Origin of the sequence: Paraburkholderia phytofirmans (genome assembly GCF_046028095.1) — a bacterium.
Taxonomy (GTDB): Bacteria; Pseudomonadota; Gammaproteobacteria; order Burkholderiales; family Burkholderiaceae; genus Paraburkholderia; species Paraburkholderia phytofirmans_A.
This window is the reverse complement of sequence record NZ_JAQQDJ010000002.1, coordinates 224,775-249,866: the sequence shown is the minus strand read 5'-3', so window position 1 is coordinate 249,866 and position 25,092 is coordinate 224,775. Positions and strand designations below refer to the sequence as shown.

The 25,092-nt window shown below is 62.9% G+C and carries 16 protein-coding genes and 1 tRNA gene; 10 read left to right on the top strand and 7 right to left on the bottom strand.

The window, feature by feature from the left end; translation table 11 throughout:
• Positions 1–176 precede the first annotated feature (176 nt).
• The 4 genes from glnA (at position 177) to PQR54_RS05590 (ending at position 6,715) form a co-directional block, all read left to right on the top strand.
• Complete coding sequence (gene glnA / locus PQR54_RS05605) at positions 177–1,592, top strand: type I glutamate--ammonia ligase (RefSeq protein WP_073427532.1); 1,416 nt, start codon at positions 177–179, stop codon at positions 1,590–1,592.
• 199 nt (positions 1,593–1,791) lie between these two features.
• Positions 1,792–2,934 carry a nitrogen regulation protein NR(II) gene (gene glnL, locus PQR54_RS05600; RefSeq protein ID WP_408244428.1) on the top strand — a complete coding sequence of 381 codons (1,143 nt, stop codon included), beginning with the start codon at positions 1,792–1,794 and terminating at the stop codon, positions 2,932–2,934.
• 44 nt (positions 2,935–2,978) lie between these two features.
• Positions 2,979–4,496: a nitrogen regulation protein NR(I) gene (ntrC, locus tag PQR54_RS05595; RefSeq protein WP_408244427.1), complete on the top strand. Its 1,518-nt coding sequence runs from the start codon at positions 2,979–2,981 to the stop codon at positions 4,494–4,496.
• A gap of 113 nt (positions 4,497–4,609) precedes the next feature.
• The gene (locus PQR54_RS05590; protein ID WP_408244426.1) at positions 4,610–6,715 is read left to right on the top strand and encodes a prolyl oligopeptidase family serine peptidase; all 2,106 of its coding nucleotides are present in this window, start codon (positions 4,610–4,612) and stop codon (positions 6,713–6,715) included.
• 15 nt (positions 6,716–6,730) lie between these two features.
• Here the strand turns inward: PQR54_RS05590 and xth are convergent, their stop codons facing one another.
• A complete protein-coding gene (gene xth, locus PQR54_RS05585; protein ID WP_408244425.1) occupies positions 6,731–7,507 on the bottom strand; it encodes an exodeoxyribonuclease III in 777 nt (258 codons plus the stop codon).
• A gap of 170 nt (positions 7,508–7,677) precedes the next feature.
• On the opposite strand from xth, the gene PQR54_RS05580 reads away from it, so the two are divergent.
• The gene (locus PQR54_RS05580) at positions 7,678–7,965 is read left to right on the top strand and encodes a hypothetical protein (RefSeq protein ID WP_106279408.1); all 288 of its coding nucleotides are present in this window, start codon (positions 7,678–7,680) and stop codon (positions 7,963–7,965) included.
• An 89-nt stretch (positions 7,966–8,054) separates the two neighbouring features.
• Positions 8,055–8,131 (top strand) — tRNA-Met (locus PQR54_RS05575).
• 100 nt (positions 8,132–8,231) lie between these two features.
• Here PQR54_RS05575 and PQR54_RS05570 read toward each other — a convergent pair.
• A complete protein-coding gene (locus PQR54_RS05570; protein ID WP_408244424.1) occupies positions 8,232–8,930 on the bottom strand; it encodes an aspartate/glutamate racemase family protein in 699 nt (232 codons plus the stop codon).
• Positions 8,931–9,136: 206 nt separating this feature from the next.
• Between PQR54_RS05570 and PQR54_RS05565 the strand changes: the two genes are divergently transcribed.
• Positions 9,137–10,429, top strand: a complete 1,293-nt coding sequence (locus PQR54_RS05565; protein WP_408244423.1) for an amidohydrolase family protein — start codon at positions 9,137–9,139, stop codon at positions 10,427–10,429.
• Positions 10,430–10,539: 110 nt separating this feature from the next.
• Here PQR54_RS05565 and PQR54_RS05560 read toward each other — a convergent pair whose 3' ends face one another.
• Positions 10,540–12,648 (bottom strand): M3 family metallopeptidase, encoded by a 2,109-nt coding sequence (locus PQR54_RS05560; protein WP_408244422.1) that lies wholly within the window; start codon positions 12,646–12,648, stop codon positions 10,540–10,542.
• Positions 12,649–12,972: 324 nt separating this feature from the next.
• Here PQR54_RS05560 and PQR54_RS05555 point away from each other — a divergent pair, with 324 nt between their 5' ends.
• On the top strand, positions 12,973–14,088 hold the full coding sequence (locus PQR54_RS05555) for an acyltransferase family protein (RefSeq protein ID WP_408244421.1): 1,116 nt from the start codon (positions 12,973–12,975) through the stop codon (positions 14,086–14,088).
• Between the two features lie 239 nt (positions 14,089–14,327).
• Here PQR54_RS05555 and folD read toward each other — a convergent pair whose 3' ends face one another.
• The 4 genes from folD to fixL form a co-directional block, all read right to left on the bottom strand.
• Positions 14,328–15,188 (bottom strand): bifunctional methylenetetrahydrofolate dehydrogenase/methenyltetrahydrofolate cyclohydrolase FolD, encoded by an 861-nt coding sequence (folD, locus tag PQR54_RS05550; protein WP_106309215.1) that lies wholly within the window; start codon positions 15,186–15,188, stop codon positions 14,328–14,330.
• Between the two features lie 373 nt (positions 15,189–15,561).
• On the bottom strand, positions 15,562–16,503 hold the full coding sequence (locus tag PQR54_RS05545) for a DUF2950 domain-containing protein (RefSeq protein ID WP_408244420.1): 942 nt from the start codon (positions 16,501–16,503) through the stop codon (positions 15,562–15,564).
• A gap of 528 nt (positions 16,504–17,031) precedes the next feature.
• The gene (fixJ, locus tag PQR54_RS05540; protein WP_006051254.1) at positions 17,032–17,676 is read right to left on the bottom strand and encodes an oxygen response regulator transcription factor FixJ; all 645 of its coding nucleotides are present in this window, start codon (positions 17,674–17,676) and stop codon (positions 17,032–17,034) included.
• Positions 17,673–20,189, bottom strand: a complete 2,517-nt coding sequence (gene fixL, locus PQR54_RS05535) for an oxygen sensor histidine kinase FixL (RefSeq protein ID WP_408203690.1) — start codon at positions 20,187–20,189, stop codon at positions 17,673–17,675. Before fixL ends, fixJ begins: the two co-directional genes overlap by 4 nt.
• Before the next feature lie 275 nt (positions 20,190–20,464).
• Between fixL and aceE the strand changes: the two genes are divergently transcribed.
• Positions 20,465–23,161, top strand: a complete 2,697-nt coding sequence (aceE, locus tag PQR54_RS05530; protein ID WP_408244419.1) for a pyruvate dehydrogenase (acetyl-transferring), homodimeric type — start codon at positions 20,465–20,467, stop codon at positions 23,159–23,161.
• An 87-nt stretch (positions 23,162–23,248) separates the two neighbouring features.
• On the top strand, positions 23,249–24,910 hold the full coding sequence (gene aceF / locus PQR54_RS05525; protein WP_408244418.1) for a dihydrolipoyllysine-residue acetyltransferase: 1,662 nt from the start codon (positions 23,249–23,251) through the stop codon (positions 24,908–24,910).
• The last annotated feature ends 182 nt before the right edge of the window (positions 24,911–25,092 follow it).

Here is a 25,092-nt window from a genome sequence, read left to right as displayed (position 1 = left end):
GGCTTTGCGCCGGGTTGGCGCATACATGGCACAGAAGCTGCTTTATTGGTCCCGATCGATTTGTCCAGGCAGACTTTTATGCTCATCCTCAACGATTGAGGGTGGACGCGCCGGGACGGGTCAGCTAGATTGGGCGGCGGCTGAATCCGCCGAATTCGTTAATCAGGAGATAGGTTATGAGTAAATCCGTGGCCGACGTCGTGCAACTCGTCAAAGACGAAGACGTCAAGTTTGTCGACTTTCGTTTCACCGACACGCGCGGCAAAGAGCAACACGTTTCGGTGCCGGTGTCGGCATTCGATGAAGACAAGTTCGAAAGCGGCCATGCGTTTGACGGTTCTTCGATTGCCGGCTGGAAGGGCATCGAAGCCTCGGACATGTTGCTGGTCCCGGATGCGAACACGGCTTTCATCGACCCGTTCTACGAAGAATCCACCCTCGTGCTGACCTGCGACGTCGTCGAACCGGCGGACGGCAAGGGCTACGAGCGCGACCCGCGCTCGCTGGCAAAGCGCGCTGAAGCCTACCTGAAGAGCACGGGCCTCGGCGACACGGCATTCTTCGGTCCGGAACCCGAATTCTTCATTTTCGATTCGGTCCAGTGGAACACGGATCAATCGGGCTGCTTCATCAAGATCGGTTCGGAAGAAGCACCGTGGTCGTCGGCGAAGGAATTCGAAGGCGGCAACACCGGCCACCGTCCGGGCACCAAGGGCGGCTACTTCCCGGTCGCTCCGGTCGACACGTTCCAGGACATCCGTTCGGAAATGTGTCTGCTGCTCGAACAGATCGGCATTCCGGTCGAAGTGCATCACCACGAAGTCGCGGGCCAGGGCCAGAACGAAATCGGCACCAAGTTCTCGACGCTGGTGCAACGCGCCGACTGGCTGCAGCAAATGAAGTACATCATCCACAACGTCGCGCACACGTACGGCAAGACGGCAACGTTCATGCCGAAGCCGGTGGTCGGTGATAACGGTTCGGGCATGCACGTTCACCAGTCGATCTGGAAAGACGGCACGAACCTGTTCGCGGGCAACGGTTACGCAGGTCTGTCGGAATTCGCGCTGTTCTACATCGGCGGCATCATCAAGCATGCTCGCGCGCTGAACGCGATCACGAACCCGTCGACGAACTCGTACAAGCGCCTCGTGCCGCACTTCGAAGCACCGGTCAAGCTGGCTTACTCGGCTCGCAACCGTTCGGCATCGATCCGCATTCCGCACGTGTCGAACCCGAAGGGCCGCCGTATCGAAACGCGTTTCCCGGATCCGATGGCGAATCCGTACCTGTGCTTCTCCGCGCTGATGATGGCGGGTCTGGACGGCGTACAGAACAAGATTCACCCGGGCGAAGCCGCCGACAAGAACCTGTACGACCTGCCGCCGGAAGAGGATGCAAAGATCCCGACCGTGTGCGCCGGCCTCGACCAGGCTCTGGACGCGCTGGACGCGGACCGCGAATTCCTGACGCGCGGTGGCGTGTTCACGGATTCGATGCTCGACGCGTACATCGAACTGAAGACGGGCGAGCTGCAACGCTATCGTCAGTCGGTGCACCCGATCGAATTCGAAATGTACTACTCGCTGTAAGCGGCCATGGCGCTTCGCCCTTCACACGGCGAAGCGCTTTGCCCGACGCTCGCGATCGGTCACGAAGGGACGGCGGCGCCGTCCCTTTTTCGTTAGGCCGTGCACAACGTTTGCGGCGTATGGGCGTTGTTGAGGTATTGAGCAAAACAGCAGGCGGACTACCTGATTTATCACCATCTCCTATCGGCCAGACTGCAAGATGGTTCTTAAGAATCTGATCAAGGCAAGGAAAGGGCACGAGCAGGCGCTCTCGGACGACGCTCAACTCGTCAGCTCCGGTTTGCTGCCGGGCTTCGAGGCGTTGCCGACGGTCGTGCTGGTGCTCGAAAAGCGCACGCTGCGCGTTGCGTTTGCGAATCCGTCGGCGGAGTCGATGCTGGAGCTCTCGCGCCGGCAACTGACGCAGATGGCGTGGCCGGACATCTTCTCGAATGCCGACGAACTGGTCGCGACCATTTCCGCGATCGCCGCCCACCGTTTTCACGCGACGCATCTGGACGCCGTGCTCGAGCGTCCGGGCCACGAGCCGCTGCATGTGCATGCGATCGTCGGTTTCCTGGAAGGCGCGCAAGACTACGTGCTGCTCGAACTTTTCGAAAACGAGCGCCATATACGCACCGACCGCGAGGAGCGCATCAACGACCTCACGGCGGTCAACAAGCAACTGATCCGCAATCTCGCGCACGAAATCAAGAATCCGCTCGGCGGGATTCGCGGCGCGGCGCAACTGCTCGAGTTCGAACTCGGCGAGCGTCAGCGCGATGAATTGCGTGAATACACGCAGGTCATCATCAAGGAATCGGACCGGCTGCAAACGCTGGTCGATCGGCTGCTGGAGCCGCACCGTCATCCGCATATCGTCGGCGACGTGAATATTCACGAAGTGTGCGAGCGCGTGCGCCAGGTGATTCTCGCGGAGTTTCCGCGCGGCCTCACCATCGAACGCGATTACGACGTGAGCGTGCCGGACCTGCGCGGCGACAAGGAGCAGTTGATCCAGGCGCTCCTGAACATCGTGCGCAATGCGGCCGAAGCGCTGCGCGAACGTATTTCGCAAGGCGATGCGCGAATCGAATTGCGCACCCGCGTTGCCCGCAAGATTACGGTGTCGAAACGCTTATGTAAGCTGGCACTGGACTTGCATATCACTGACAACGGCCCAGGCATTCCCGAAGAGATCCGTGACCGCATTTTCTATCCGCTCGTGTCGGGGCGCGAGGACGGCAGCGGTCTTGGACTGACGCTCGCGCAGACCTTCGTGCAACAGCATGACGGTTTGATCGAAGTGGAAAGCCGCCCGGGCCACACCGAGTTTCAGATTCTGCTGCCGCTCGACTGCTAACACCATACGTACTCAAACGTACTCAAGACTTCTGACCGACCCATATGAAGCCGATCTGGATAGTAGACGACGATCAATCGATTCGCTGGGTGCTCGAAAAGGCACTGGCCCGCGAAAACTTCGCGACCCGCAGCTTCGCGAACGTGCGCGAAGCGTCGGCCGCGCTCGACCACGACAGCCCACAGGTGCTGGTGTCTGACATCAGGATGCCCGGCGGCTCCGGCCTCGAGTTGCTGCAAACCGTACGTGACAAGGTGCCGGGCTTGCCCGTCATCATCATGACGGCGTTCTCGGATCTGGATAGCGCGGTCGCCGCATTCCAGGGCGGTGCATTCGAATACCTCGCCAAGCCATTCGACGTCGACAAGGCGGTCGAACTGATTCGCCGTGCCGTGGACGAAAGCATGCGCGGCGAACAGACGTGGGACGAACGCGTCACCGAAGCACCGGAAATGCTCGGCCAGGCACCAGCGATGCAGGATATGTTCCGCGCGATCGGCCGCTTGTCCCATTCTGCGGCAACCGTGCTCATTACCGGCGAATCAGGCACCGGGAAGGAACTGGTCGCGCGTGCGTTGCACCGACATAGCCCACGCGCGAACGGTCCCTTCATCGCGCTGAACACCGCCGCGATTCCAAAGGATCTGTTGGAATCCGAATTATTCGGTCACGAGCGCGGTGCCTTCACCGGCGCGCAGGCCATGCGCCAGGGCCGTTTCGAACAGGCCGAGAACGGCACGCTGTTTCTCGATGAAATCGGCGATATGCCGTTCGATCTGCAGACGCGTCTGTTGCGCGTGTTGTCGGATGGGCAGTTCTATCGCGTCGGCGGCCACAATCCGTTGCGCGCCAATGTGCGTGTGATCGCGGCGACGCACCAGAATCTCGAATCGCGCGTGCGTCAGGGTCTGTTTCGCGAGGACTTGTATCACCGCCTCAATGTGATCCGCTTGCGCTTGCCGGCGTTGCGCGAGCGTAGCGAAGATATTCCGCTTCTCACACGACACTTTCTGCAAAAGAGCGCGCGCGATCTTGGCGTGGAGCCGAAGCGCGTGTCCGAAGAGGCGTTGGCTTATCTCGCGTCGCTGCCGTTTCCGGGCAATGTGCGTCAGTTAGAGAACCTCGCCAACTGGCTCACGGTGATGGCGCCGGCGCAGACCATCGAGATCAAGGACTTGCCGCCTGATCTCGGACCCGCGCAAGCCGGCGTGAACGATCTGGCCGGCGGTGGCGGCGGTGCGATCGGCGTAGGTGATGCGACTCTCGCAGGCGGCGCGCCGGTCAACGGCACGAGTGCGGCAACGCATCCGGCCGCGGCGGGCGGCATGCCGGTCGCAACCACGGTCAGCGCCTGGGAAGGCGGCTTGCGCACCGAAGTCGCGCGCATGTTGCGCGAGAATGCCGCAGACGTCATGGACGAACTCGCACGCCGTTTCGAAGCCGCGGTGATTCGCGAAGCGCTCGACTTCACGCGTGGCCGCAAGGTCGAAGCGGCGGAGCGTCTCGGCATCGGCCGCAATACGATTACGCGCAAGATTCAGGAGCTCAATCTCGAGCCCTGAGTGTCTGATTGTAGAGCGGGGCGGCGCGTGAGCCGCCCCGCTGATTCGCTTGTCAAACGAGTCGAGTGCCCCCGCAAGGCATAATCAACGCTGTTTTCATTCGACAGCCGACGATGCCCGCACCTCGCACTCTCACCGCTCCTTTCTCCTGGCCGCTTTCCCCCGATCCCTTCCTGTCGCTCGAAGCGCTCGACGACCCTGACGCGCTCGCGTGGGTCGAGCAGCAGAACGCGCGCACGCGCGCCGCGTGGTGCAGCAGCGCGGAATTCGCCTCGCTCAGGCAGCGGCTCGCCGACGCCTATCTGCCGCGCGAACGTCCGGTGATTCCCGATCGCTGGAAGGATTGGGCTTACGACCTGTGGCAGGACGAGCGTAATCCCAAGGGCATCTGGCGGCGTACGACGTGGGCGGCATGGCGTGGCGGCAAGCCGGAGTGGCAGAACCTGCTCGACTTCGACGCGCTCGGCGCCGCCGAAGGCACGCCGTGGGTGTGCGTGGAGCTGGACATTCTTTATCCCGATGGCGACCGCGCGCTGGTCACGCTGTCGCCGGGCGGCTCGGACGCGCTCGTGGTGCGCGAGTTCGACATCGACGCGCGACGCTTCGTCAAAGACGGTTTCGCGATCGCGAAGGCCGGCAAGCACACGGCGTCGTGGATCGATCGGGACACGCTTTACGTCGGCTGGGATAACGGTCGCAAGAGCTTGACGCGCTCCGGCTATCCGCGCGAAGTGCGGCGCTGGACACGCGGCACGGCGCTCGCCGACGCGCCCGTGGTGTTCAAGGGCGCGTTCGGCGATATCGGCGTGGAAGCACACTACGATCCGGTCGAGCAGCGGCATACAGTGGTGAGCAGCGTCGATTTCTTCGATTCCCACACGTATTACCTCGATGGCGCCCAGGGTGCCTCCGATGCATGGCGCCGCTACGAGGTGCCGTCGCATGTCGCGGTGAGCGGATGGCAAGGCTGGCTGTTGCTCGAGCCGCGGCTCGATTGGGATTGCAATGGCGTGCACTATCCGGGCGGCGCGTTGCTGGCGATTCGCGAAGATGCGTTCCTGCGCGGCGAGCGCGACGTACGGCCGTTATTCACGCCCACGTCGCAAACGTCGGCCTGCGACTGGACGCATACGCGCAACCACCTGATCGTGTCGTATCTGGAAGATGTGCAGAACAAGACCTTGCTATTGACGCCGTCGCAAGCCGACAACCAGGCGTGGCATTGGCAGCAACGCGTCTTTCCAACGCGCGACGATGCGCAAGCCGATGTCTCGCCCGTCGAGCCGACGCTCGACGACGAGGTATTCGTCGATACCGACGATTATCTGCAGCCGCCCGCGTACTGGCTCGCCGACCTCGCGCGCGACGATCTGGGCGATTGGGAGTTGCTCGACCGCTGGCCGACGCAATTCGACGCGACGCAGTTCGCCGTCACGCGTGGCCACGCAGTTTCCGCGGACGGCACGCGCGTGCCGTACACCGTCGTCGGCCCGCGTGATGCGCAACAGCACGCGCGGCCATGCCTGCTCAACGGTTACGGCGGCTTTGCGATTCCGTTGCTGCCGAGCTATCTCACCGGGCAGGGCATCGGCTGGCTGGCGCGCGGCGGTGTGTACGTGGTCGCGCATATTCGCGGCGGCGGCGAGTTCGGCACGAGATGGCATACGGCCGCGCAAGGCGAGCATCGCCAGCGCGCGTTCGACGATTTCATCGCGGTGGCCGAAGCGTTGATCGAGACAGGCGTGACGAGCGCCCCGCAACTCGGCATACAGGGCGGCAGCAACGGCGGTCTGCTGGTGGCGGCGTGCATGGTGCAGCGCCCCGAGTTGTTCGGCGCCGTGGTGTGCGAGGTGCCCCTGCTCGACATGAGCCGCTATCACCTGCTGCACGCGGGCGCATCATGGATCGACGAATATGGCGACCCCGACGAACCCGATGAAGCGGGCATGCTGGCCGCTTACTCGCCGTATCACCGCGTGGCGGCGAACGTCGCGTATCCGCCTGTGTTGTTCACCACATCGACGGCCGACGACCGTGTGCATCCCGGCCACGCGCGCAAGATGGCCGCGCGCATGCAGGCGCTGGGCGCGCAGCACGTCTGGTATCGGGAGAATACGGAGGGCGGACACGGCGGCTCCGATGAACTGGAGCAGGCCGAGCACGATGCGATGGTGTTCGAGTTTCTGTGGCGTACGTTGAACGTCTCCACGCGGGCCTGACGATGTCTGGAACGGTCAGCCGAGTTGCGCGACCACCGGCGCGTGGTCCGACGGCTGATCCCATTTGCGCGGCACCTTGTCGACGTCGCACGACGAGCACACGTCGGCCAGCGCCTTCGACAGCAGGATGTGGTCGATGCGCAGTCCCGCGTTGCGGCGGAAGGCCATCATCCGGTAATCCCACCACGAATAGATCTTCTCCGGCTGCTCGAACTGGCGGAACGCGTCGAGCAGACCGAGCTCGATGAGCCGCACGAACGCGGCGCGCTCTTCGGGCGACACCAGGTTCTGGCCTTCCCACGCTTTTGGATCGTGCACATCGCGATCGTCCGGCGCGATGTTGTAGTCGCCGAGCAGCGCGAGCTTCGGATGCAGCGCCATCTCGCTCGCGATCCAGTCGTGCAGCGCAGCAAGCCAGCGCAGTTTGTACGCGAACTTGTCGGTGCCCGGCGCCTGGCCGTTGGGGAAATACGCGGAGATAATGCGCACGCCTTCGATAGTCGCGGCAATCACGCGTTGCTGCGGATCTTCAAAGCCCGGAATGTTCCGCACGATGCTGCTTTCGTCGACCGTCAGGCCGCCGCGCACCAGAATGCCGACGCCGTTATAGGTCTTCTGCCCGGCGAACCAGCTGCGGTAGCCTTTCTCTTCGAGTTCGGCGCGCGGGAATTTTTCGTCGGGCAGCTTCAGTTCCTGAAGGCACAGCACGTCGGTGCCGCTGGTTTCGAGCCAGTCGATCACATGCTGCTGGCGGACTTTGAGGGAGTTGACGTTCCAGGTGGCGATTTTCATGACATTCTCTTTTTCTTGCGTGATTCCGATAGTCCCGCATCTTATCGCGCGGACGAGGAGGCGGTGAAAATGGCCTCGTCGCGGCATCGAAAATAAAAGCGCGAGCCGCTCATGCCGCGGCGTATAGTGGGACCACTCACACTCGCACTTTTGCGCATCGGGGAGGTACCATGGCCGAGCTTTACCCAGCCCTTTATAAGGACTTCGAAGTGCATCCGCTGGTGTTTTCGCGGGCGTTCGACAAGTTCGACGGCCACAAGCGCCACTCCGAAGGCTACGACGTCGCGGTGCGCGTCTGCCGTCCGGGCGCGATCAGCGGCTCGAAGGCGAGCCGCGTGTTTCGTCTCGTGCTGCCGCTCACGTTTTCCGATTTCGGTGTGGCCAAACGCAGCGCGAGCCAGTACGGCGCGGATATCATCGACGGCAAGGTGGAAGGCGCGACGGTCCAGGATCTGTGAGTCGCGTGTGCGTCATTTCACGAGCGTGAAATAATTCGCGCGATTGTTTGACGTCTTGCGAACATCTCTATACAATCCGTTTTCTCTGACGCGGGGTGGAGCAGTCTGGCAGCTCGTCGGGCTCATAACCCGAAGGTCGTAGGTTCAAATCCTACCCCCGCAACCAAGCATTGTTGAAAGCCCGCTGGCGCAAGCCACGCGGGCTTTTTAAATTCTGGCGTGCATCCGCGTGTGCCTGCCATTCAACTGCACACGCACTCCGCCGTTCACTCCGAATCAATCGCCCATTCCACTGCCGCTTGCGCATGCAACGCAGTCGTATCGAACACAGGCAACGCGGAATCTTCCGGCTTGATCAGCAAGGTAATCTCAGTGCAGCCGAGAATCACCGCCTGTGCGCCGCGCGCGGCGAGCGCTTCGATCACACGCTGATACACCGCGCGCGAAGCGTCGTTCACTTTGCCGTGGCATAGCTCGTCGTAAATGATGCGATGCACGTCCGCGCGTTCGGCTTCGTCGGGAACGAGTGTCTCGAGGCCGTAGCGCTCGCGCAGGCGTCCCGTGTAGAAAGTTTGCTCCATCGTATAGCGCGTGCCGAGCAAGCCCACCCGCTCGATACCTGCCGCCCGCAGCGCGCTGCCGGTAGGATCGGCGATATGCAGGAAGGGCACGTCGATCGCCGCTTCGATCGATTCGTACACGCGATGCATCGTATTGGTCGCCAGCATCACCAGATCGGCGCCACCGCGTTCGAGTTGGCGGGCGGCGTCGGCCATCTGCTGGCCGAGCGCGGTCCAGTCGCCCGCGCGCTGGTTCGCTTCGATCGGCGCGAAGTCGACGGTGAGCATCAGGCTGCGCGCGTTATGGTGGCCGCCGAGGCGCGCTTTGGCATGGCGATTGAGCAGCTTGTAATACTCGGTGGACGATTCCCAACTCATCCCGCCGATCACGCCGATCGTTTTCATGTGCTTGCTCCGTGAGTGCATGACGGCGCGGCATCGACCGTCTGTCTGGCGAGTATAGGTGGGCGGCCCGATGCATTGCCGGTACGGATCGCGCGCCGCTCGCCGGTACGCCTGGATGAAAAAAACGTCGAACAAAATCGCCGCCACGCGCTTTCTGACGCCGATAGAATCGTAATCAATCAGGACGGGGTCAAAGGGAGCAATAGATGGATCTGATCATCCGCCGCGCGGTGGTGCCGCCAGGCGCCGCGCCGCAACACAAGGAGCCGGTCGACATCGGCATCGAAGCGGGCCGCATCGTTGCGGTCGAGCCGAATCTGGCCGCCAACGCGCGCGAGGAAATCGACGCCGCGGGCTCGCTCGTCACGCCGCCGTTCGTCGATCCGCATTTCCATATGGACGCAACGCTCTCGTACGGTCTGCCGCGTGTGAACGCGTCGGGCACGCTGCTCGAAGGCATCGCGTTGTGGGGCGAACTGAAGCCGGATTTGACGCAGGAGGCGCTGATCGAGCGCGCGCTGCAGTATTGCGACTGGGCCGTCGCGCGCGGATTGCTGGCCATCCGCAGCCACGTGGATGTGTGCGATCCGCGCCTGCTCGCGGTCGAGGCGCTGGTGGAAGTGAAACGCCGCGTCGCGCCGTATCTCGACCTGCAACTGGTGGCCTTTCCGCAAGACGGCGTGCTGCGCAGCCCGGGCGCGTTCGAGAACCTCAAGCGCTCGATCGCAATGGGTGTGGACGTGGTCGGCGGCATTCCGCATTTCGAGCGCACCATGGCCGACGGCGCGCAGTCCGTGCGCCTGTTGTGCGAATACGCAGCGGAGCAGGGCTTGCGCGTCGACATGCATTGCGATGAATCGGACGATCCGATGTCGCGGCACATCGAGACGCTCGCGGCCGAAACGCACCGGCTCGGTTTGCATGGGCGCGTCACCGGTTCGCATCTGACCTCGATGCATTCCATGGACAACTATTACGTCAGCAAGCTGCTGCCGCTGATGCGCGATTCGGGCGTCGCGGCGATCGCGAATCCGCTGATCAACATCACGCTGCAAGGACGCAGCGACACGTATCCGAAACGCCGCGGCATGACGCGAGTACCGGAGATGATGGCGGCCGGCATCAACGTCGCGTTCGGCCACGATTGCGTGATGGACCCCTGGTATAGCCTCGGTTCGGGCGACATGCTCGAAGTCGCGCACATGGGCCTGCATGTGGCGCAGATGACGGGCGTCGACGGCATGCGCGCCTGTTTCGACGCGGTGACGGTGAACGCCGCGCGCATTCTCGGTCTGGAAGGCTACGGCATCGCGCCGGGTTGCGCGGCCAATCTGGTGCTGCTCGACGCGCGCGATCCGGTGGAAGCAATTCGTTTGCGTGCCGCGCGTCTTGCGGTGGTGAGCCGCGGCAAGGTGGTGAGCCGTGCGCCGGCTGCGCGCGCGTCGCTGTCGCTCGAAGGCCGTCCTGCGCAAGTGGATTTCAAGCTGCATCGCGGCTGAAAGCAGCAGGGCGCGGAGCCTTGCGCGGAATAAAAAAACCGGTGCCTGCATAACACAGGTCACCGGTTTTTTATCGACGCATGCAAAGCGCCGAGGTTTGCATCAACCGATCAATGCGCCGCGCCCGGCGACATGCCGTTGTGGCGCAGCAAGGCATCGATATTCGGCTCGCGACCGCGGAACGCCTTGAACGATTCCATCGCCGGGCGGCTGCCGCCCACTTCCAGAATCTCCTTGCGATAACGCAGGCCGGTCGCCTGATCGAGCACGCTGCCGCTCGCCGTTTGCGCCGCTTCTTCGAATGCCGCGTAGGCGTCGGCGGAGAGCACTTCAGCCCACTTGTAGCTGTAGTAGCCCGCCGCATAACCGCCCGCGAAAATATGGCTGAACGTATTCGGCCAACGCGAGAACGGCGCCTGCGGCACGACATGGAAACGCTCGTTGATTTCGCTCGCGAGTTCGGTGGCGTTCTTGGTGCCCGAAGCGTCGAAGCCGGTATGCAGTTGCATGTCGAACATCGAGAACACGATCTGACGCAGCGTGCCGAGACCACTCTGGAAATTCTTCGCGGCGAGCATCTTGTCGAACAGATCGCGCGGCAGCGGCTTCGCCGTTTCGACGTGCGAGGTCATGTCGCTCAACACGTCCCACTCCCAGCAGAAGTTCTCCATGAATTGCGACGGCAGTTCGACCGCGTCCCACTCGACGCCGTTGATGCCCGACACGCCCAGCTCATCGACGCGTGTCAGCATGTGATGCAGACCGTGGCCGAACTCGTGGAACAGCGTGATGACTTCGTCATGCGTGAAGCAGGCAGGCTTGCCGCCGACCGGCGCCGAGAAGTTGCACGTCAGATACGCGACCGGCGTTTGCACGCTGCCATGCGTGTGCTTGTGACGGCCGCGCGCATCGTCCATCCAGGCGCCGCCGCGTTTGCCTTCGCGTGCATACAGATCGAGGTAGAACTGCGCGACGAGGCCGCCGTCCTGATTCTCGACGCGGAAAAAGCGCACGTCCGGATGCCACACGGCCGCTTCGTCGCGACGGATACGCACACCGAAGAGTGTCTCCGTGACCTTGAAAAGACCCTTGAACACGGCGTCTTCCGGGAAGTACTGTTTGACTTCGTTCTCGGAGAACGAGTAGCGCTTCTGACGAAGACGCTCAGCGGCAAACGTCATGTCCCACGGTTGCAGCTCAGTCATGCCGAGTTCGTTCGCAGCGAATTCGCGCAGTTCCTTCCAGTCCTGCTCGGCATGCGGACGCGCACGCGTGGCAAGGTCTTCGAGGAAGCTCATCACCTGGGCGGGCGATTCGGCCATTTTCGGCGCGAGCGAGACTTCGGCGAAGTTGTTGAAGCCGAGCATATGCGCTTCTTCGGCGCGCAGTTTCAGCTGGTCGGCGAGCACCGCGGTGTTGTCCCACTCGGGCTTGCCGTTGCCATATTGCGGGCCGAGTTCGGAAGCGCGCGTGACATAGGCGCGATACATTGCTTCGCGCATCGGACGATTTTCCGAGTACTGCATCACCGGGAAGTACGACGGGAAGTGCAGTGTGAACTTGTAGCCGGTTTTGCCTTCGCGTTCGGCCGCTTCCTTCGCGCCTTCAATCACGTCTTCCGGCAGGCCGGCCAATTGTGCTTCGTTGCCCGCTTCGACGATATACGCGTAAGCGTTGGTCGCATCGAGCACGTGATCGGAAAAGGCTTTCGAAAGCGCCGCCTGGCGTTCCTGCAATTCGGCGAAATGGGGCTTCTGGTCTTCAGGCAATTCCGCGCCGGACAGGCGGAAATCGCGCAGCGCATTGCCGAGGATCTTCTTGCGCTCGCCGGTCAGCGATTCGAAGTCGACGCTGGCATTCAACGCCTTGTACTTCTCATACAGCGCGAGATTTTGCCCGACGCTCGACCAGAACTCGGTGACGCGCGGCAGATTCTCGCCATACACGGCGCGCAGCTCGGGCGTGTCGGCAACCGCGTTCAGATGGCCGACCACGCTCCAGGCGCGCGAGAGCGGTTCGGTGGCGCGCTCGACCGGTTCGACCACGTCGGCCCATGACGCGGGCGTGATCGGCTGGGCGGCGCGCTCGACGGCGGCGGCCGCATCGGCGAGCAGCACATCGAGGGCGGGCGTGACGTGTTCGGGGCGGATTTCGCCAAAGCGCGGCAGGTCGGAGAAATCGAGGAGCGGATTGTCGTGATTCGAGGCGGTAGTGGACATGAGGCTTCCTGTCTGACGCGGGTGAACGGGTAATCGGTGCATCGACGGGCGTCCCCCGAGGGGACTGCCTTCGGGGCGCGCGCTATGACGCCCCATAACAGCCGATATAGACATTATTGGGGCAGGGCGCGTTGATTCCAATCCGTCGGCAGACAAATTATCAGATGTCGCGGCCCGGTGCGCGAACGCGACATCGCGGTCGAGCATCGCGCGCGCCGAAATTCGCCGCTGCGCTCTGTGCGAGAGCGCACGGTTTCGATTGCTGCTATGCGGCAATGTGGAGCGTCGCTATCGGTCGGCGGCGTTTTTTGTAAAGAGGTATCGATGAATCCGCTTTCGGACGCTCTCGCGCACAAGGGCAATAATTTCGATCTCGTGCGGCTGCTCGCCGCCATTGCCGTCGTGTATGGCCATTCGTACGTGCTTCAGGCGCCCGACGGTACAACGGATTGGGTCCAGAACGCGCTGGGTTTCGACGGGTTCGGCGCGCTGGGCGTCTACGCCTTCTTCCTGCTGAGCGGCATGCTGGTGACTGCCAGCTTCGACCGGCAACGCTCGGTGCCGCGCTTCGCCGTGTTGCGCATCGCGCGGATCTGGCCGGCGGTGGCGGCCGGGTCGCTGGTGACGGTGTTCATCATTGGTCCGCTGTTTACGACGCTGCCGCTGCGCGAATATTTCGCCTCCGGCATGACTTGGGCCAATCTCGACAACTTCGCGACGATCGTGCGCTCGCGCGGCTGGGCGCTGCCCGGCGTGTTCGAGCACAACCGCTATCCCATCGACATCTGCGGACCGCTCTGGACGCTGCCGGTCGAAGTGCGCTGCTATCTGCTCGTGCTCCTGACCGGTCTGGTAGGTTTGCTTTCAAGCTCGCGCGGCGTCGTGCTCGCGGCCGCGCTCGGCTGCGCCTTCTTCATGCTGCACGTGGATCACGCGCATTGGCAGATCGGCTTGCGCGATTTCAGCGAAACGCCGGACGGCTATTCGTTCTGGCCGGAGCCGTTTTTCATGCTGGGCATGCTGCTGTATGGCTGGCGCGAACGGATCGACATCAACGGTTTGACGGCGCTGGCGTTCACGATGGTGTTTCTGGTGTTCCGCGACACGGCCGGTGCGCAGCCGTTGTTCTATCTGGCCTTCGTGTACGGCGTGCTATGGATCGGCACGACGCCGCTCCTGCGGCGCTTCGTGCCGCGTCACGATTACTCGTACGGCATCTATCTGTACGGCTTCATGGTGCAGCAATGCGTCGCGAACATCGCGCCGCAGTTGAACCATGTGACGGCGGTGTTGATCGCCGCGCCGGTCATTCTGCTGTGCGCGGCGCTGTCGTGGCACTTCGTGGAGCGGCCGGTGCTGAAGTGGTGCCGCGGGCGTCTGGCGCGGTCGTCGACGCCGGTTGCGGCAGGGTTGCCTGCTGGAGATCAAGCTGTGCGCTGAGATGCGCTGACGTGAGAGGGGGCGTGCGGCGCCGATGTCTGCGGATACCTTGGCACGATGCCGAGGCCGCAAGCATCCCGATGCCGGCGAGTTTGCTTCGCCGGCGTTCAGGCGACCAATGCGAGCGCTAAGAAGTGTGGCGCGCGTTAGCACCGATGGTGTCGATACCCTGGCACGACGCCAAGGCCATAAAGTCCCGAAGCCGGCGAAGACCCTCCACCGGCTTTTCTCCTACCGCTTTACGCGTTCGCCGCCGCTTCGCGCTCGGCGGCTTCGATCGTGTTGACGAGCAGCATGGTGATCGTCATCGGGCCGACGCCGCCCGGCACCGGCGTGATGTAGCCGGCCACTTCCTTGACGCCCGCGAAATCCACGTCGCCGCACAGCTTGCCGGCTTCGTCGCGATTCATGCCGACGTCGATCACCGCCGCGCCCGGCTTCACCATCTCCGCCGTGAGAATGTTGCGCAAGCCGGTGGCGGCGACCACGACATCCGCGTTGCGCGTGTGAGCGGCCAGATCGCGCGTCTTGCTGTGGCAGATCGTGACGGTCGCGCCGGCTTCGAGCAGCAGCAACGCCATCGGCTTGCCGACGATGTTCGAGCGGCCGATCACCACCGCGTTCGCGCCTTGCAGCGGAATCTCGTACGCAGCGAGCATTTTCATGACGCCGTACGGCGTGCACGGACGGAACAACGGCTGGCCGGTCATCAGCGCGCCGGCGTTGGCGACGTGAAAGCCGTCGACGTCCTTTTCCGGCGCGATCGCCTCGATCACCTTGTGGCTGTCGATATGCGGCGGCAGCGGCAGTTGCACCAGAATGCCGTGAATGCGCGGGTCGCGGTTCAGTTCGTCGATGCGCGCGAGCAGTTCGGCTTCCGGCAGGTCGGCCGGATAGCGGTCGAACGACGAGCCGAGCCCGTTGTCGTGGCACGCCTTCACTTTGTTGCGCACGTACACTTCACTGGCCGGATTGTCGCCGACCAGTACCACCGCGAGGCCCGGCTGATGGCCGCGGGCGGTGAGGGCGGCGGCGCGCGCGGCGACGTCGGCGCGCAGGGTCTTGGAAAGGGCTAGGCCGTCGATCAGTTTGGCAGTCATGGTCGGGTCGAGATGGGCAGTTTGGAAAGCGGGGCGGGGCGCAGACGCTTGTGCGTGCCGCGCGCGATGGCGCTTTTCAACGGGAATGGGTCGGCACGTGAAAAGCGCGCGGCGCGAATCGGGGTTAAGCGGCGCTGCAAAGTGCGACATTATACCGGCCCTGCCAGGCGTGCCGCGTACGGATTCCAGACTGCGTGGCCGCAGTGGGGACGCGGGCCGTGCGTGCTTCACATGGCGGGCATGGCTGCCCGCTTTGAGCGGTGGCGGCCGCGAGTGCGCTGCCAGACGCGTCTTCGGAGCCGTGCCTGCCACCGGGAGCCTGGCGCGTGCCCCTTTGCGCGGCGGGCGGAGGCTCGGCTGTCAAACGCGACGGCTAAGGCTCGACCGCTTGCCAACCCGAACCCGGATCGAATGCCGTGATGGCGGCAGCCGCGCGCGTGGTGCGCGGCCCGAGGTTCTTCTGATAGACCTGCCCGTCCTGGTTGACGATGAAACTCATCACGCCGGTCCTGCCATATTCGGCTGGCGATGCGATCAGTCCGAACCCTTTGCTCAGCACGCCGTTCTCGACGTAGTTGCCGGCGCCGCCCTTCGCGTGCGCCCCTTGGGCCGTGAGGATGCGGAAGCGATAGCCGTGATATGCCTCTTCAGGGTGCGTGCCGTCGGGCATGGTGCCGGCGCGCGGTTTAAGCGGACTTTTCGCTTCGCCGGGCGCCGTCGTCCAGTACAGGCCGTCGTGCTGTCCCGGCGTACTGACGAAGCGCTGCGCGTAGTGCCGGGTCAGGTTGCGATAGTCGTATTGCGCGTCGAGATAGACGAGCGAGCTCAGGATCGCGCCGTGTTCATTGCGGCCGATGCGGCGTGTCAGCATTTCATCGCGTCCCGCCGGTGAATCGAAACGCCAGCCGTTGCCGGACTGTACGAGCGGAATCGGCAAGGTCCAACCGCTGTCGCCGACCGTCAGATGCGCGGTGGCGCGGCCTTTGTCATTGACCGGATCCTCGACGATCTGATGGTTTTTCGACCATTCGCCGAGGAACTGATAGATGTCGTCCTGGCCGATGCCTTCGGTCGGAATGACGCGATGAAAATCGCCGCCGAGCACGCGCTTGAGCGCGTCCTCGTCGTTGCGGGCGAGGGCTTCGACGAAGGCGTTGGCGGCGTCGTCCGCGCTGGGATAAACCGCCTGGGCATGGGCGGGGATCGCGCTGATCAGCAGAACCGGCGCCAGCAGCAGTGTGCCGGTGGTGGCGAGAGCTATCGTAAGTGTCAGAACCTGGGCGCGCAGCTTGCGCTTTGAGAATAGATGCATCATCGGATGGCTTCCTTTTTTTGTTCAACGGTTGCGGCCGGAGTAGTGTTCGGCCGCGTCCTCCCGGTGGGGTTTATACGACGAGATGTCGATGCGCGGCACGAGCTGCGTCGCTTGGCCGCTAGGGAAAATGACGAGGAAACGGCGGGTCGGATCGGCGGCGGGTACGTGGTCGGAAGCCTCGACTGACACGACCCTACGGCGCGGAAAACGCTCGAATCGTTCCCATTGTTTCGCATCACCAGGCGATGCCGGATGCGACGTTTCGCAGCACGCGTCGCTCCCGCGTTGATCACCGCATCGGGCTGTCGATGCGTATTATTTTGCGCGGGCGAACTGCGTCGAAATCACGCGGTTAGTGGTGATTGCCATGCGATGCAGGAGCGGTAAAGCGAGGGAAAATACGAGGAAAAAGAGGGGCGAGACAGGCCGGACTCTTCAATAGTCCGGCCGTTGATGCGCAGTCACTTCTAATCCGGCGACTTCACTCCCAAAGGCGCTTCCTTCGGGGCGCGTGCCGCCGGTTGCGGCTTATTGCGCCGGTTGCGGCTTGTTCGACAGCGCCAGTCGCAGCAGATCGGCGACCGTGTTGACGTTGAGCTTTTCCATGATGTTCGCGCGGTGCGCTTCGACCGTCTTGATGCTGATGCCGAGGTCGTCGGCGATCTGCTTGTTCAGGCGTCCGGCGATGATGCGCTCCAGCACCTGATGCTCACGCGCGGTCAGCTTGCCGAGACGCTCCGCCGCGGCGCGCTGCTGCTGCACGCTGGTGCTTTCGCTGCGCGCCTTGTCGAGCATGCGCTCGACGAGCTTGCGCAACTCGGCTTCGTCGAACGGCTTTTCGATGAAGTCCATCGCGCCTTTTTTCATCGTCGACACGGCCATCGGCACGTCGCCGTGGCCTGTCACGAAGATGATCGGCAGCGATGCGTTGTCGGCGATCAGGCGTTCCTGCAATTCGAGTCCGCTCATGCCGGACATCCGCACATCCAGAATCAGGCACGCGATCTGGCCCGGATGCTGATGCGGCTGCCATGCGTCGATGAACTGCTCGGCGCTGGAGAAGCATTGCACGCGGTAGCCGTTCGCCTCCAGCAGCCAGCGCAGCGAATCTCGCACGGCCTCGTCGTCGTCGACGACAAAGACAGTTTCCTGTGTGGTGACTGGGCTATTCATAGCTCTCCCGTAACGGTTTGTGGTGTCGGCGCCTGTGTCCCGCCGTTGCTCGGGCCATCGGGCTCTCCAATAGGCAGACTGCAATGGAACGTGGCGCCTGTGATGTGGCCGTCAGATTCGACGTTATTCACCACCCACAGACGGCCCCGGTGCGATTCGATAATCGAACGGCAAATGTTCAGCCCCATGCCCATGCCATCGGACTTGGTGCTGTAAAACGGTTCGAACAGCCGCTCGGCTGTTGCTTCGTCGACGCCCGGCCCCTGGTCGACGACGCTGATGCAGACAAACCCGCTCTCCAGTCGCACGACGACCCGGATCACCGGATCGACCGCATTCGGACGGGCCTCGGCCATCGCTTCGGCGGCGTTCTTCAGCAGGTTCACCAGCACCTGCTCAATCAGCACCGGGTCGACGTAGATCACCGGCAGGCGCGAGCGCAGATCCGTGACGATGCGAATGCGGCGCTTCCTCGCCTCGATTTCGGCGAGGCCCACGGCGTCGGCGACGATATCGGCGACGCGCGTGGCCTGGCGCTTCGGCTCGCTGCGCTTCACGAACTCGCGAATGCGTTTGATGATCATGCCGGCGCGCACCGCCTGCTGGGCGGTTTTTTCGAGCACGGGCAGCAGATTGTCAGGTGTCGTCCGACCGGATTTAACCAGCGCCACAGTTCCGGAGCAATAGTTATTGATCGCGGCGAGCGGTTGATTCAGTTCGTGCGCGAGCGACGAAGCCATTTCGCCCATCGTCATCAGGCGGCTGGTGAACTGCAGCTTCTCGTCCTGCTGACGCGACAGTTCCTGCGCCTGCTTGCGCGTGGTGATGTCGGTCGCGATCTGCATCTGCGCGAGGTGGCCGTCCACCCACTGAATGTACTGGCGGCGCACTTCGAACCACTTCTGAATGCTCTGCACGTAAATTTCCTGCGCATCCGCGGTGCTTTCGGTCAACGCGGCGGCGGGCAGGCCAGCGTATGTGTCCACCATATCGATCGAATCGGACGACGCCTGTGCGCTATCGAACCCGCCGCCCGCCAATTCCAGATGGCCGTCCGGGCGAATGCCGAACAGATGCCGGTAATAGCGGTTGGCGAACAGGAGTTCGGCTTCGTCGGCGGCCAGCACGGAGACGGCGGCGTCGAGACTTTCGAGCACCGTGGTGAAGCGCTCGTGCGCGGCGGCGAGTTCCTCGCGCGCGCGCTTCGGCTCGGTGATGTCGGTCATCGACGACATCCAGCCGGTCTGGCGGCCCGAGCTGTCGATCAGCGGCGACACGTAGAGCCGCGCGTGGAACAGCGAGCCGTCCTTGCGGCGCACCCGCAATTCGAAGCCGGAAGAGGGCGCCTTGCCGCGCAGCGTCATGTCGAGCTGGCGCTGCATTTCGGGGTAGGCGTCGCGCGGCCAGTAGGCGAACGGCGCGTTCTTGCCGACCAGATCGCTTTCGTCCCAGCCGGTCATGCGGCAAAACGCCGGATTGACGTGGGTGATGCGCCCATGCATGTCGAGCACGCGCATGCCGATCAGCACCGAGTTTTCCATCGCGCGGCGGAAGAACGCTTCGGCGTACAGCGCCTGCTGCGCCTCGAAGCGTTGCCGCGTGTGCTTCCACAAGCTCCACAGGCTCCACAGCACGAAACAGGACAGACCCGCCACCAGCCACACCAGCGTGTTGTTGGTGAAGTTGGTCATCTGCGGGAACGCGTAGACGCGCACCGAGACGCCCTGGCCCGGCGGATCGAGCGGCAGGTCGTAGAACATGTCGCGCGGCAGGCGCGGGCGGGTCGACGTGGTGGTCAACTCGCGGTTGTTCACGTCGATGATCGAGATTTTGTATTTTGCGGACAGCTCAGGCGGAATGTCGTGCTTGAGGATCCCTTCCACCGAGAACACGGCGGCGATCGTGCCGAGGAAGTCGCGGTCGCGGAACACCGGCGTTTGCAGCGTGATGTAGCCGTTGCCGAGGTCGTCGTAGATGAGCGGCGAATACACCTGGCGGCGCGTGTTGCGCGCCTCGGTGAAGGCGGCTTTGACGGCTTCGTCCATCTGCGCGTCGTTCGGCTTGGCCAGACGCTGGCCGAACACGGGCAACGCGGTATTGGGCCAGCGCGGTTGCTGCGCGCTGGTGTACCAGTTCATGTAGAGGATCTCGGGATGCCCCTGCATGATGTCCGTGGTGGACACCTGGAACGAATGCGGATCGGCGCGGCCGGCGACCAGATCGCGCGCGAGCGCCTGGATCTGTTCCTGCGCGCCGGTCATGGACAGGCGGATCTGCTGCTGCGCCCACGCGACATTACGGTAAAGCGTGTCTTCCTGCTGTTGCTGTTCGCGCCGGTTCAGGCTCCACAAAATCAGACTCATGACGACCAGGAACACCAGGATCGACAGAAGCGGCGTGAGCAAATAGGAATTGGACCACCATGGTCCATGGTGCCAGCGGGAGGACGGCGTCGAATCCGCGGGCGAACCGGCGGTGCGCGCCGAGCGTGCGAAAAGCCGTTCGGTCAACATGCGTGGCATTGTAGCGCAGCGCGAAGCTAGCAAATGGCGCAAAAAAGCGCGGAAAGGACCATTAATCGGCGCAAACTAGCCAGCGTATCCGTCGATCGGCAGTCAAATCAGGTTGCGCCGCAACAATTTTCCGCATTATGAGATTCGATCTCGTAATTCGAAAATTTTGTTGCACTGACGTCGGGACCCTTATTACAATCGGCCGAAGCTGCCGCGGCCGTGCTTCGTCCGCGTCGTCTGTTCAAAGAGCGTTCCTCTACATCCAGGAGACGAGCATGTCCGCTGTACCCGACGAAGTCATGAAATATGTCGCTGCTGAAAAAGACGACGATCCCCAGGAAACCGGCGAATGGCTTGAAGCGCTGGATGGCGTGATTTCTGCTGTGGGCCCAGATCGCGCTCACTACCTGATCGAGAAACAGATCGAATTCGCCCGCGTGCATGGCGAACATCTGCCGTTCTCGGCCAACACGCCGTACATCAACACGATCCCGGTTTCGCGTCAGGCGAAGATCCCCGGCGATCAGGACATCGAACACCGCATTCGCTCGTACACGCGCTGGAACGCCATCGCGATGGTGCTGCGCGCCGGCAAGGACACCAATGTCGGCGGCCACATCGCCTCGTTCGCTTCCGCCGCCACGCTGTACGACGTCGGCTACAACCACTTCTGGCATGCGCCGTCCGCCGCACATGGCGGCGATCTCGTGTTCGTGCAGGGCCACTCGTCGCCGGGCGTCTACTCGCGCGCGTTCCTGCTGGGCCGCCTGACCGAGAACCAGCTCGACAACTTCCGTCAGGAAGTGGGCGGCGAGGGCATCTCGTCGTACCCGCACCCGTGGCTGATGCCGGACTTCTGGCAATTCCCGACCGTCTCGATGGGCCTCGGCCCGATCATGGCGATCTATCAGGCGCGCTTCATGAAGTACATGCAGGCGCGCGGCATTGCGAAGACCGACGGCCGCAAGGTCTGGGCGTTCCTCGGCGACGGCGAAACGGACGAGCCGGAATCGCTCGGCGCGATCGGCATGGCGGGCCGCGAACGCCTCGACAACCTCGTGTTCGTGATCAACTGCAACCTGCAGCGACTCGACGGTCCGGTGCGCGGCAACGGCAAGATCATCCAGGAACTGGAAAGCGAATTCCGCGGCGCGGGCTGGAACGTCATCAAGGTCATCTGGGGCAGCCGCTGGGATGCGCTGTTCCAACGCGACAAGTCCGGCGCGCTGATGCGCCGCATGATGGACGTGGTCGACGGCGAGTATCAGACGTACAAATCGGAGTCGGGCGCGTATGTGCGCGAACACTTCTTCAATACGCCGGAACTGAAGGCGCTGGTCGCCGAATGGTCCGACGAGGAAATCTGGAACCTGAATCGCGGCGGCCACGATCCGCACAAGATCTACGCAGCGTTCCAGGAAGCGTCGAATTCGCAGGGCCAGCCGACCGTCATTCTCGCGAAGACGATCAAGGGCTACGGCATGGGCGAAGCCGGTCAGGCGATGAACATCACCCACCAGCAGAAAAAGCTGCACGTGGATCAGCTGAAGAAATTCCGCGACCAGTTCCGCCTGCCGATCGCCGACGACGATCTCGTCAACGTGCCGTACCTCAAGTTCGAAGAAGGTTCGAAGGAACTCGAGTACATGCGTGCTCGCCGTCAGGACCTCGGCGGCTATCTGCCGGCGCGTCGCCAGAAGGCCGAATCGCTGCCGGTGCCGGAACTGTCGGCATTCGAGCCGCTGCTCAAAGGCACGGGCGAAGGCCGCGAGATCTCCACGACCATGGCGTTCGTGCGGATCCTGAACATCCTGCTGAAAGACAAGGCGCTCGGCAAGCGCATCGTGCCGATCGTGCCGGACGAGTCGCGTACCTTCGGTATGGAAGGCCTGTTCCGTCAGATCGGTATCTGGAATCAGGAAGGCCAGAAGTACGTGCCGGAAGATTCCGACCAGCTGATGTTCTACCGTGAGTCGGAAACCGGTCAGATCCTGCAGGAAGGCATCAACGAAGCCGGTGGTATGTGTGACTGGATCGCGGCCGCGACGTCGTATTCGACGCACGGCGAGATCATGATCCCGTTCTACATCTTCTACTCGATGTTCGGCTTCCAGCGTATCGGCGACCTCGCATGGGCAGCTGGCGACATGCGTTCGCGCGGCTTCCTGCTGGGTGGTACGGCCGGCCGCACGACGCTGAACGGCGAAGGTCTGCAGCACGAAGACGGCCACTCGCTGCTGTGGGCGGCTTCGGTGCCGAACTGCATCAGCTACGACCCGACCTTCGGTTACGAACTCGCGGTCATCATGCGGGACGGCCTGCGCCGCATGGTCGCGGATCAGGAAGACGTGTACTACTACATCACGGTGATGAACGAGAACTACGAGCACCCGGCGATTCCGCAGGGCGACTCGGTGGCTGACGACATCATCAAGGGCATGTACGCGTTCCGTAAGGCCGAAGCGGACAAGAAGGCGCCGCGCGTGCAGTTGATGGGCGCGGGCACGATCTTCAACGAAGTGATCGCCGCCGCCGACCTGCTGAAGAACGACTGGGGCGTCGCCGCCGATCTGTGGAGCGTGCCGAGCTTCACCGAACTCGCGCGCGAAGGCCACGAAGTGCAGCGCTGGAACCTGCTGCACCCCACCGAAGAAAAGAAGCTCTCGCACGTCGAGAAGCTGCTGAAGGACGCACAAGGTCCGGTCATCGCATCGACCGACTACGTGCGCGCGCTGACCGAGCAGATCCGCGCGTTCGTGCCGCAGAAGTTCGTCGTGCTGGGCACGGATGGCTACGGCCGTTCGGACACGCGCGAAAAGCTGCGCCACTTCTTCGAAGTCGACCGCTACTGGGTTACGGTTGCCGCGTTGAATGCACTCGCAGATGAAGGCACGATCGAACGCAAGGTAGTCGCCGAGGCGCTCAAGAAGTACAACCTTGATCCCGCCAAACCCAACCCGATGACCGTCTAAGGCATCCTTCCCCGTGTGCCATGGCGTGCGCGCCCGCTCCTGCATTTGCAGGGGCAGGCCGCGTGCGCGGCCCAGGAGACACTAACAATGAGTCAAGCGATCGAAGTCAAGGTGCCGGACATCGGCGATTACAAGGACATTCCTGTGATCGAGGTGCTGGTGAAGGCGGGTGACACCGTCGAAAAAGAGCAATCGCTCGTTACGCTGGAATCCGACAAGGCGACCATGGACGTGCCGAGCTCGGCCGCCGGCGTCGTCAAGGAAGTGAAGGTCAAGGTCGGCGACAACGTGTCGGAAGGTTCGCTGATCGTCGTGCTGGAAAGTGCGGAAGGTGGCGCGGCTGCGCCCGCTCCGGCGCCTGCTGCTGCTCCGGCTCCGTCGGCGGCACCGGCTGCGGCTCCCGCGGCTGCGCCCGCGCCCGCTGCGAGCGGCGGCGGTCTGCAGGAAGTCAAAGTGCCGGATATCGGCGACTACAAAGACATTCCCGTGATCGAAGTCGCGGTGAAGGTCGGCGATCGCGTCGAGAAAGAGCAGTCGCTGGTGACGCTTGAGTCCGACAAGGCGACCATGGACGTGCCGAGTTCGGCTGCCGGCGTCGTCAAGGAAGTGAAGGTCAAGGTCGGAGATACCGTGTCGGAAGGCTCGGTGATCGTGATCGTGGAAGCGGAAGGCGGCGCGGCGGCTGCGGCCCCCGCTCCGGCTCCGAAGCAGGCGGTCGAGAAGCCGTCGGATGCGCCGGCCGCTCCGTCGCCGGCTCCGGCGGCTCCGTCGGCGCTCGCTCAGGCGCCGGTGATTCCGGCTGGCGAAGGTGGCGCGCGGCACGCGAGCCATGCGTCGCCGTCCGTGCGCAAGTTCGCGCGTGAGCTGGGTGTCGATGTAACGCAGGTGCAGGGCACGGGTCCGAAGAACCGTATCACGCAAGCCGACGTGACCGCCTTCATCAAGGGCGTCATGACTGGTCAGCGTGCTGCGCCGGCTGGTGCGGCCGCACCGGCTGCCGCGGGCGGTGGCGGCGAGTTGAACCTGCTGCCGTGGCCGAAGGTCGACTTCACGAAGTTCGGTCCGGTCGATCCGAAACCGCTGTCGCGCATCAAGAAGATTTCGGGCGCGAATCTGCATCGCAACTGGGTCATGATTCCGCACGTCACCAATAACGACGAAGCGGATATCACCGAGCTCGAAGCATTGCGCGTGAAGTTGAACAAGGAATACGAAAAGTCGGGTGTGAAGATCACCATGCTGGCTTTCGTAATCAAGGCCGTGGTCTCGGCTTTGAAGCAGTTCCCGACGTTCAATGCCAGCCTCGACGGCGATAACCTGGTGTTCAAGCAGTATTTCCATATCGGATTTGCCGCGGATACGCCGAACGGTCTGGTCGTGCCTGTCATTCGCGATGCGGACAAGAAGGGCTTGATCGATATCGCCAAGGAAATGGCCGAGTTGTCCAAGCTCGCGCGTGACGGCAAGCTCAAGCCGGATCAGATGCAAGGTGGGTGCTTCTCGATTTCTTCTTTGGGTGGCATTGGTGGCACGAACTTCACGCCGATTATCAATGCGCCTGAAGTCGCCATTCTTGGGCTGTCGCGTGGCGCGATGAAGCCGGTTTGGGATGGTAAGCAGTTCGTGCCTCGGCTGACTTTGCCGCTGTCCCTGTCGTATGACCATCGGGTGATTGATGGTGCGGCGGCGGCCAGGTTCAATGCGTATCTTGGGGCGCTTCTTGCCGATTTCCGGCGTGTGATTCTTTGATCGTGTAGTTGCGTGGGGCGCGGGTTTCTTTTCTGTTTCTGTTATCCGCGTCTCTCTGTAGAACCTGATTTCTTGTCGGTCTATTAGCGTCGCCCCTGTGCGGGGCGGCACCTACTTTTCTTTGTCTTCCAAAGAAAAGTAGGCAAAAGAAAGGCGCGTCCTTCGGCGGACTGCAAAGGATG

What these genes read in the sequence shown, in the direction of transcription:
- fixL (WP_408203690.1), bottom strand. Translation starts at nt 20,189, where the DNA reads ATGTTGACCGAACGGCTTTTCGCACGCTCGGCGCGCACCGCCGGTTCG.
- folD (WP_106309215.1), bottom strand. Translation starts at nt 15,188, where the DNA reads ATGACTGCCAAACTGATCGACGGCCTAGCCCTTTCCAAGACCCTGCGC.
- PQR54_RS05590 (WP_408244426.1), top strand. Translation starts at nt 4,610, where the DNA reads ATGCCCGCACCTCGCACTCTCACCGCTCCTTTCTCCTGGCCGCTTTCC.
- xth (WP_408244425.1), bottom strand. Translation starts at nt 7,507, where the DNA reads ATGAAAATCGCCACCTGGAACGTCAACTCCCTCAAAGTCCGCCAGCAG.
- PQR54_RS05560 (WP_408244422.1), bottom strand. Translation starts at nt 12,648, where the DNA reads ATGTCCACTACCGCCTCGAATCACGACAATCCGCTCCTCGATTTCTCC.
- aceF (WP_408244418.1), top strand. Translation starts at nt 23,249, where the DNA reads ATGAGTCAAGCGATCGAAGTCAAGGTGCCGGACATCGGCGATTACAAG.
- glnA (WP_073427532.1), top strand. Translation starts at nt 177, where the DNA reads ATGAGTAAATCCGTGGCCGACGTCGTGCAACTCGTCAAAGACGAAGAC.
- PQR54_RS05545 (WP_408244420.1), bottom strand. Translation starts at nt 16,503, where the DNA reads ATGATGCATCTATTCTCAAAGCGCAAGCTGCGCGCCCAGGTTCTGACA.
- aceE (WP_408244419.1), top strand. Translation starts at nt 20,465, where the DNA reads ATGTCCGCTGTACCCGACGAAGTCATGAAATATGTCGCTGCTGAAAAA.
- ntrC (WP_408244427.1), top strand. Translation starts at nt 2,979, where the DNA reads ATGAAGCCGATCTGGATAGTAGACGACGATCAATCGATTCGCTGGGTG.
- PQR54_RS05580 (WP_106279408.1), top strand. Translation starts at nt 7,678, where the DNA reads ATGGCCGAGCTTTACCCAGCCCTTTATAAGGACTTCGAAGTGCATCCG.
- glnL (WP_408244428.1), top strand. Translation starts at nt 1,792, where the DNA reads ATGGTTCTTAAGAATCTGATCAAGGCAAGGAAAGGGCACGAGCAGGCG.
- PQR54_RS05555 (WP_408244421.1), top strand. Translation starts at nt 12,973, where the DNA reads ATGAATCCGCTTTCGGACGCTCTCGCGCACAAGGGCAATAATTTCGAT.
- fixJ (WP_006051254.1), bottom strand. Translation starts at nt 17,676, where the DNA reads ATGAATAGCCCAGTCACCACACAGGAAACTGTCTTTGTCGTCGACGAC.
- PQR54_RS05565 (WP_408244423.1), top strand. Translation starts at nt 9,137, where the DNA reads ATGGATCTGATCATCCGCCGCGCGGTGGTGCCGCCAGGCGCCGCGCCG.
- PQR54_RS05570 (WP_408244424.1), bottom strand. Translation starts at nt 8,930, where the DNA reads ATGAAAACGATCGGCGTGATCGGCGGGATGAGTTGGGAATCGTCCACC.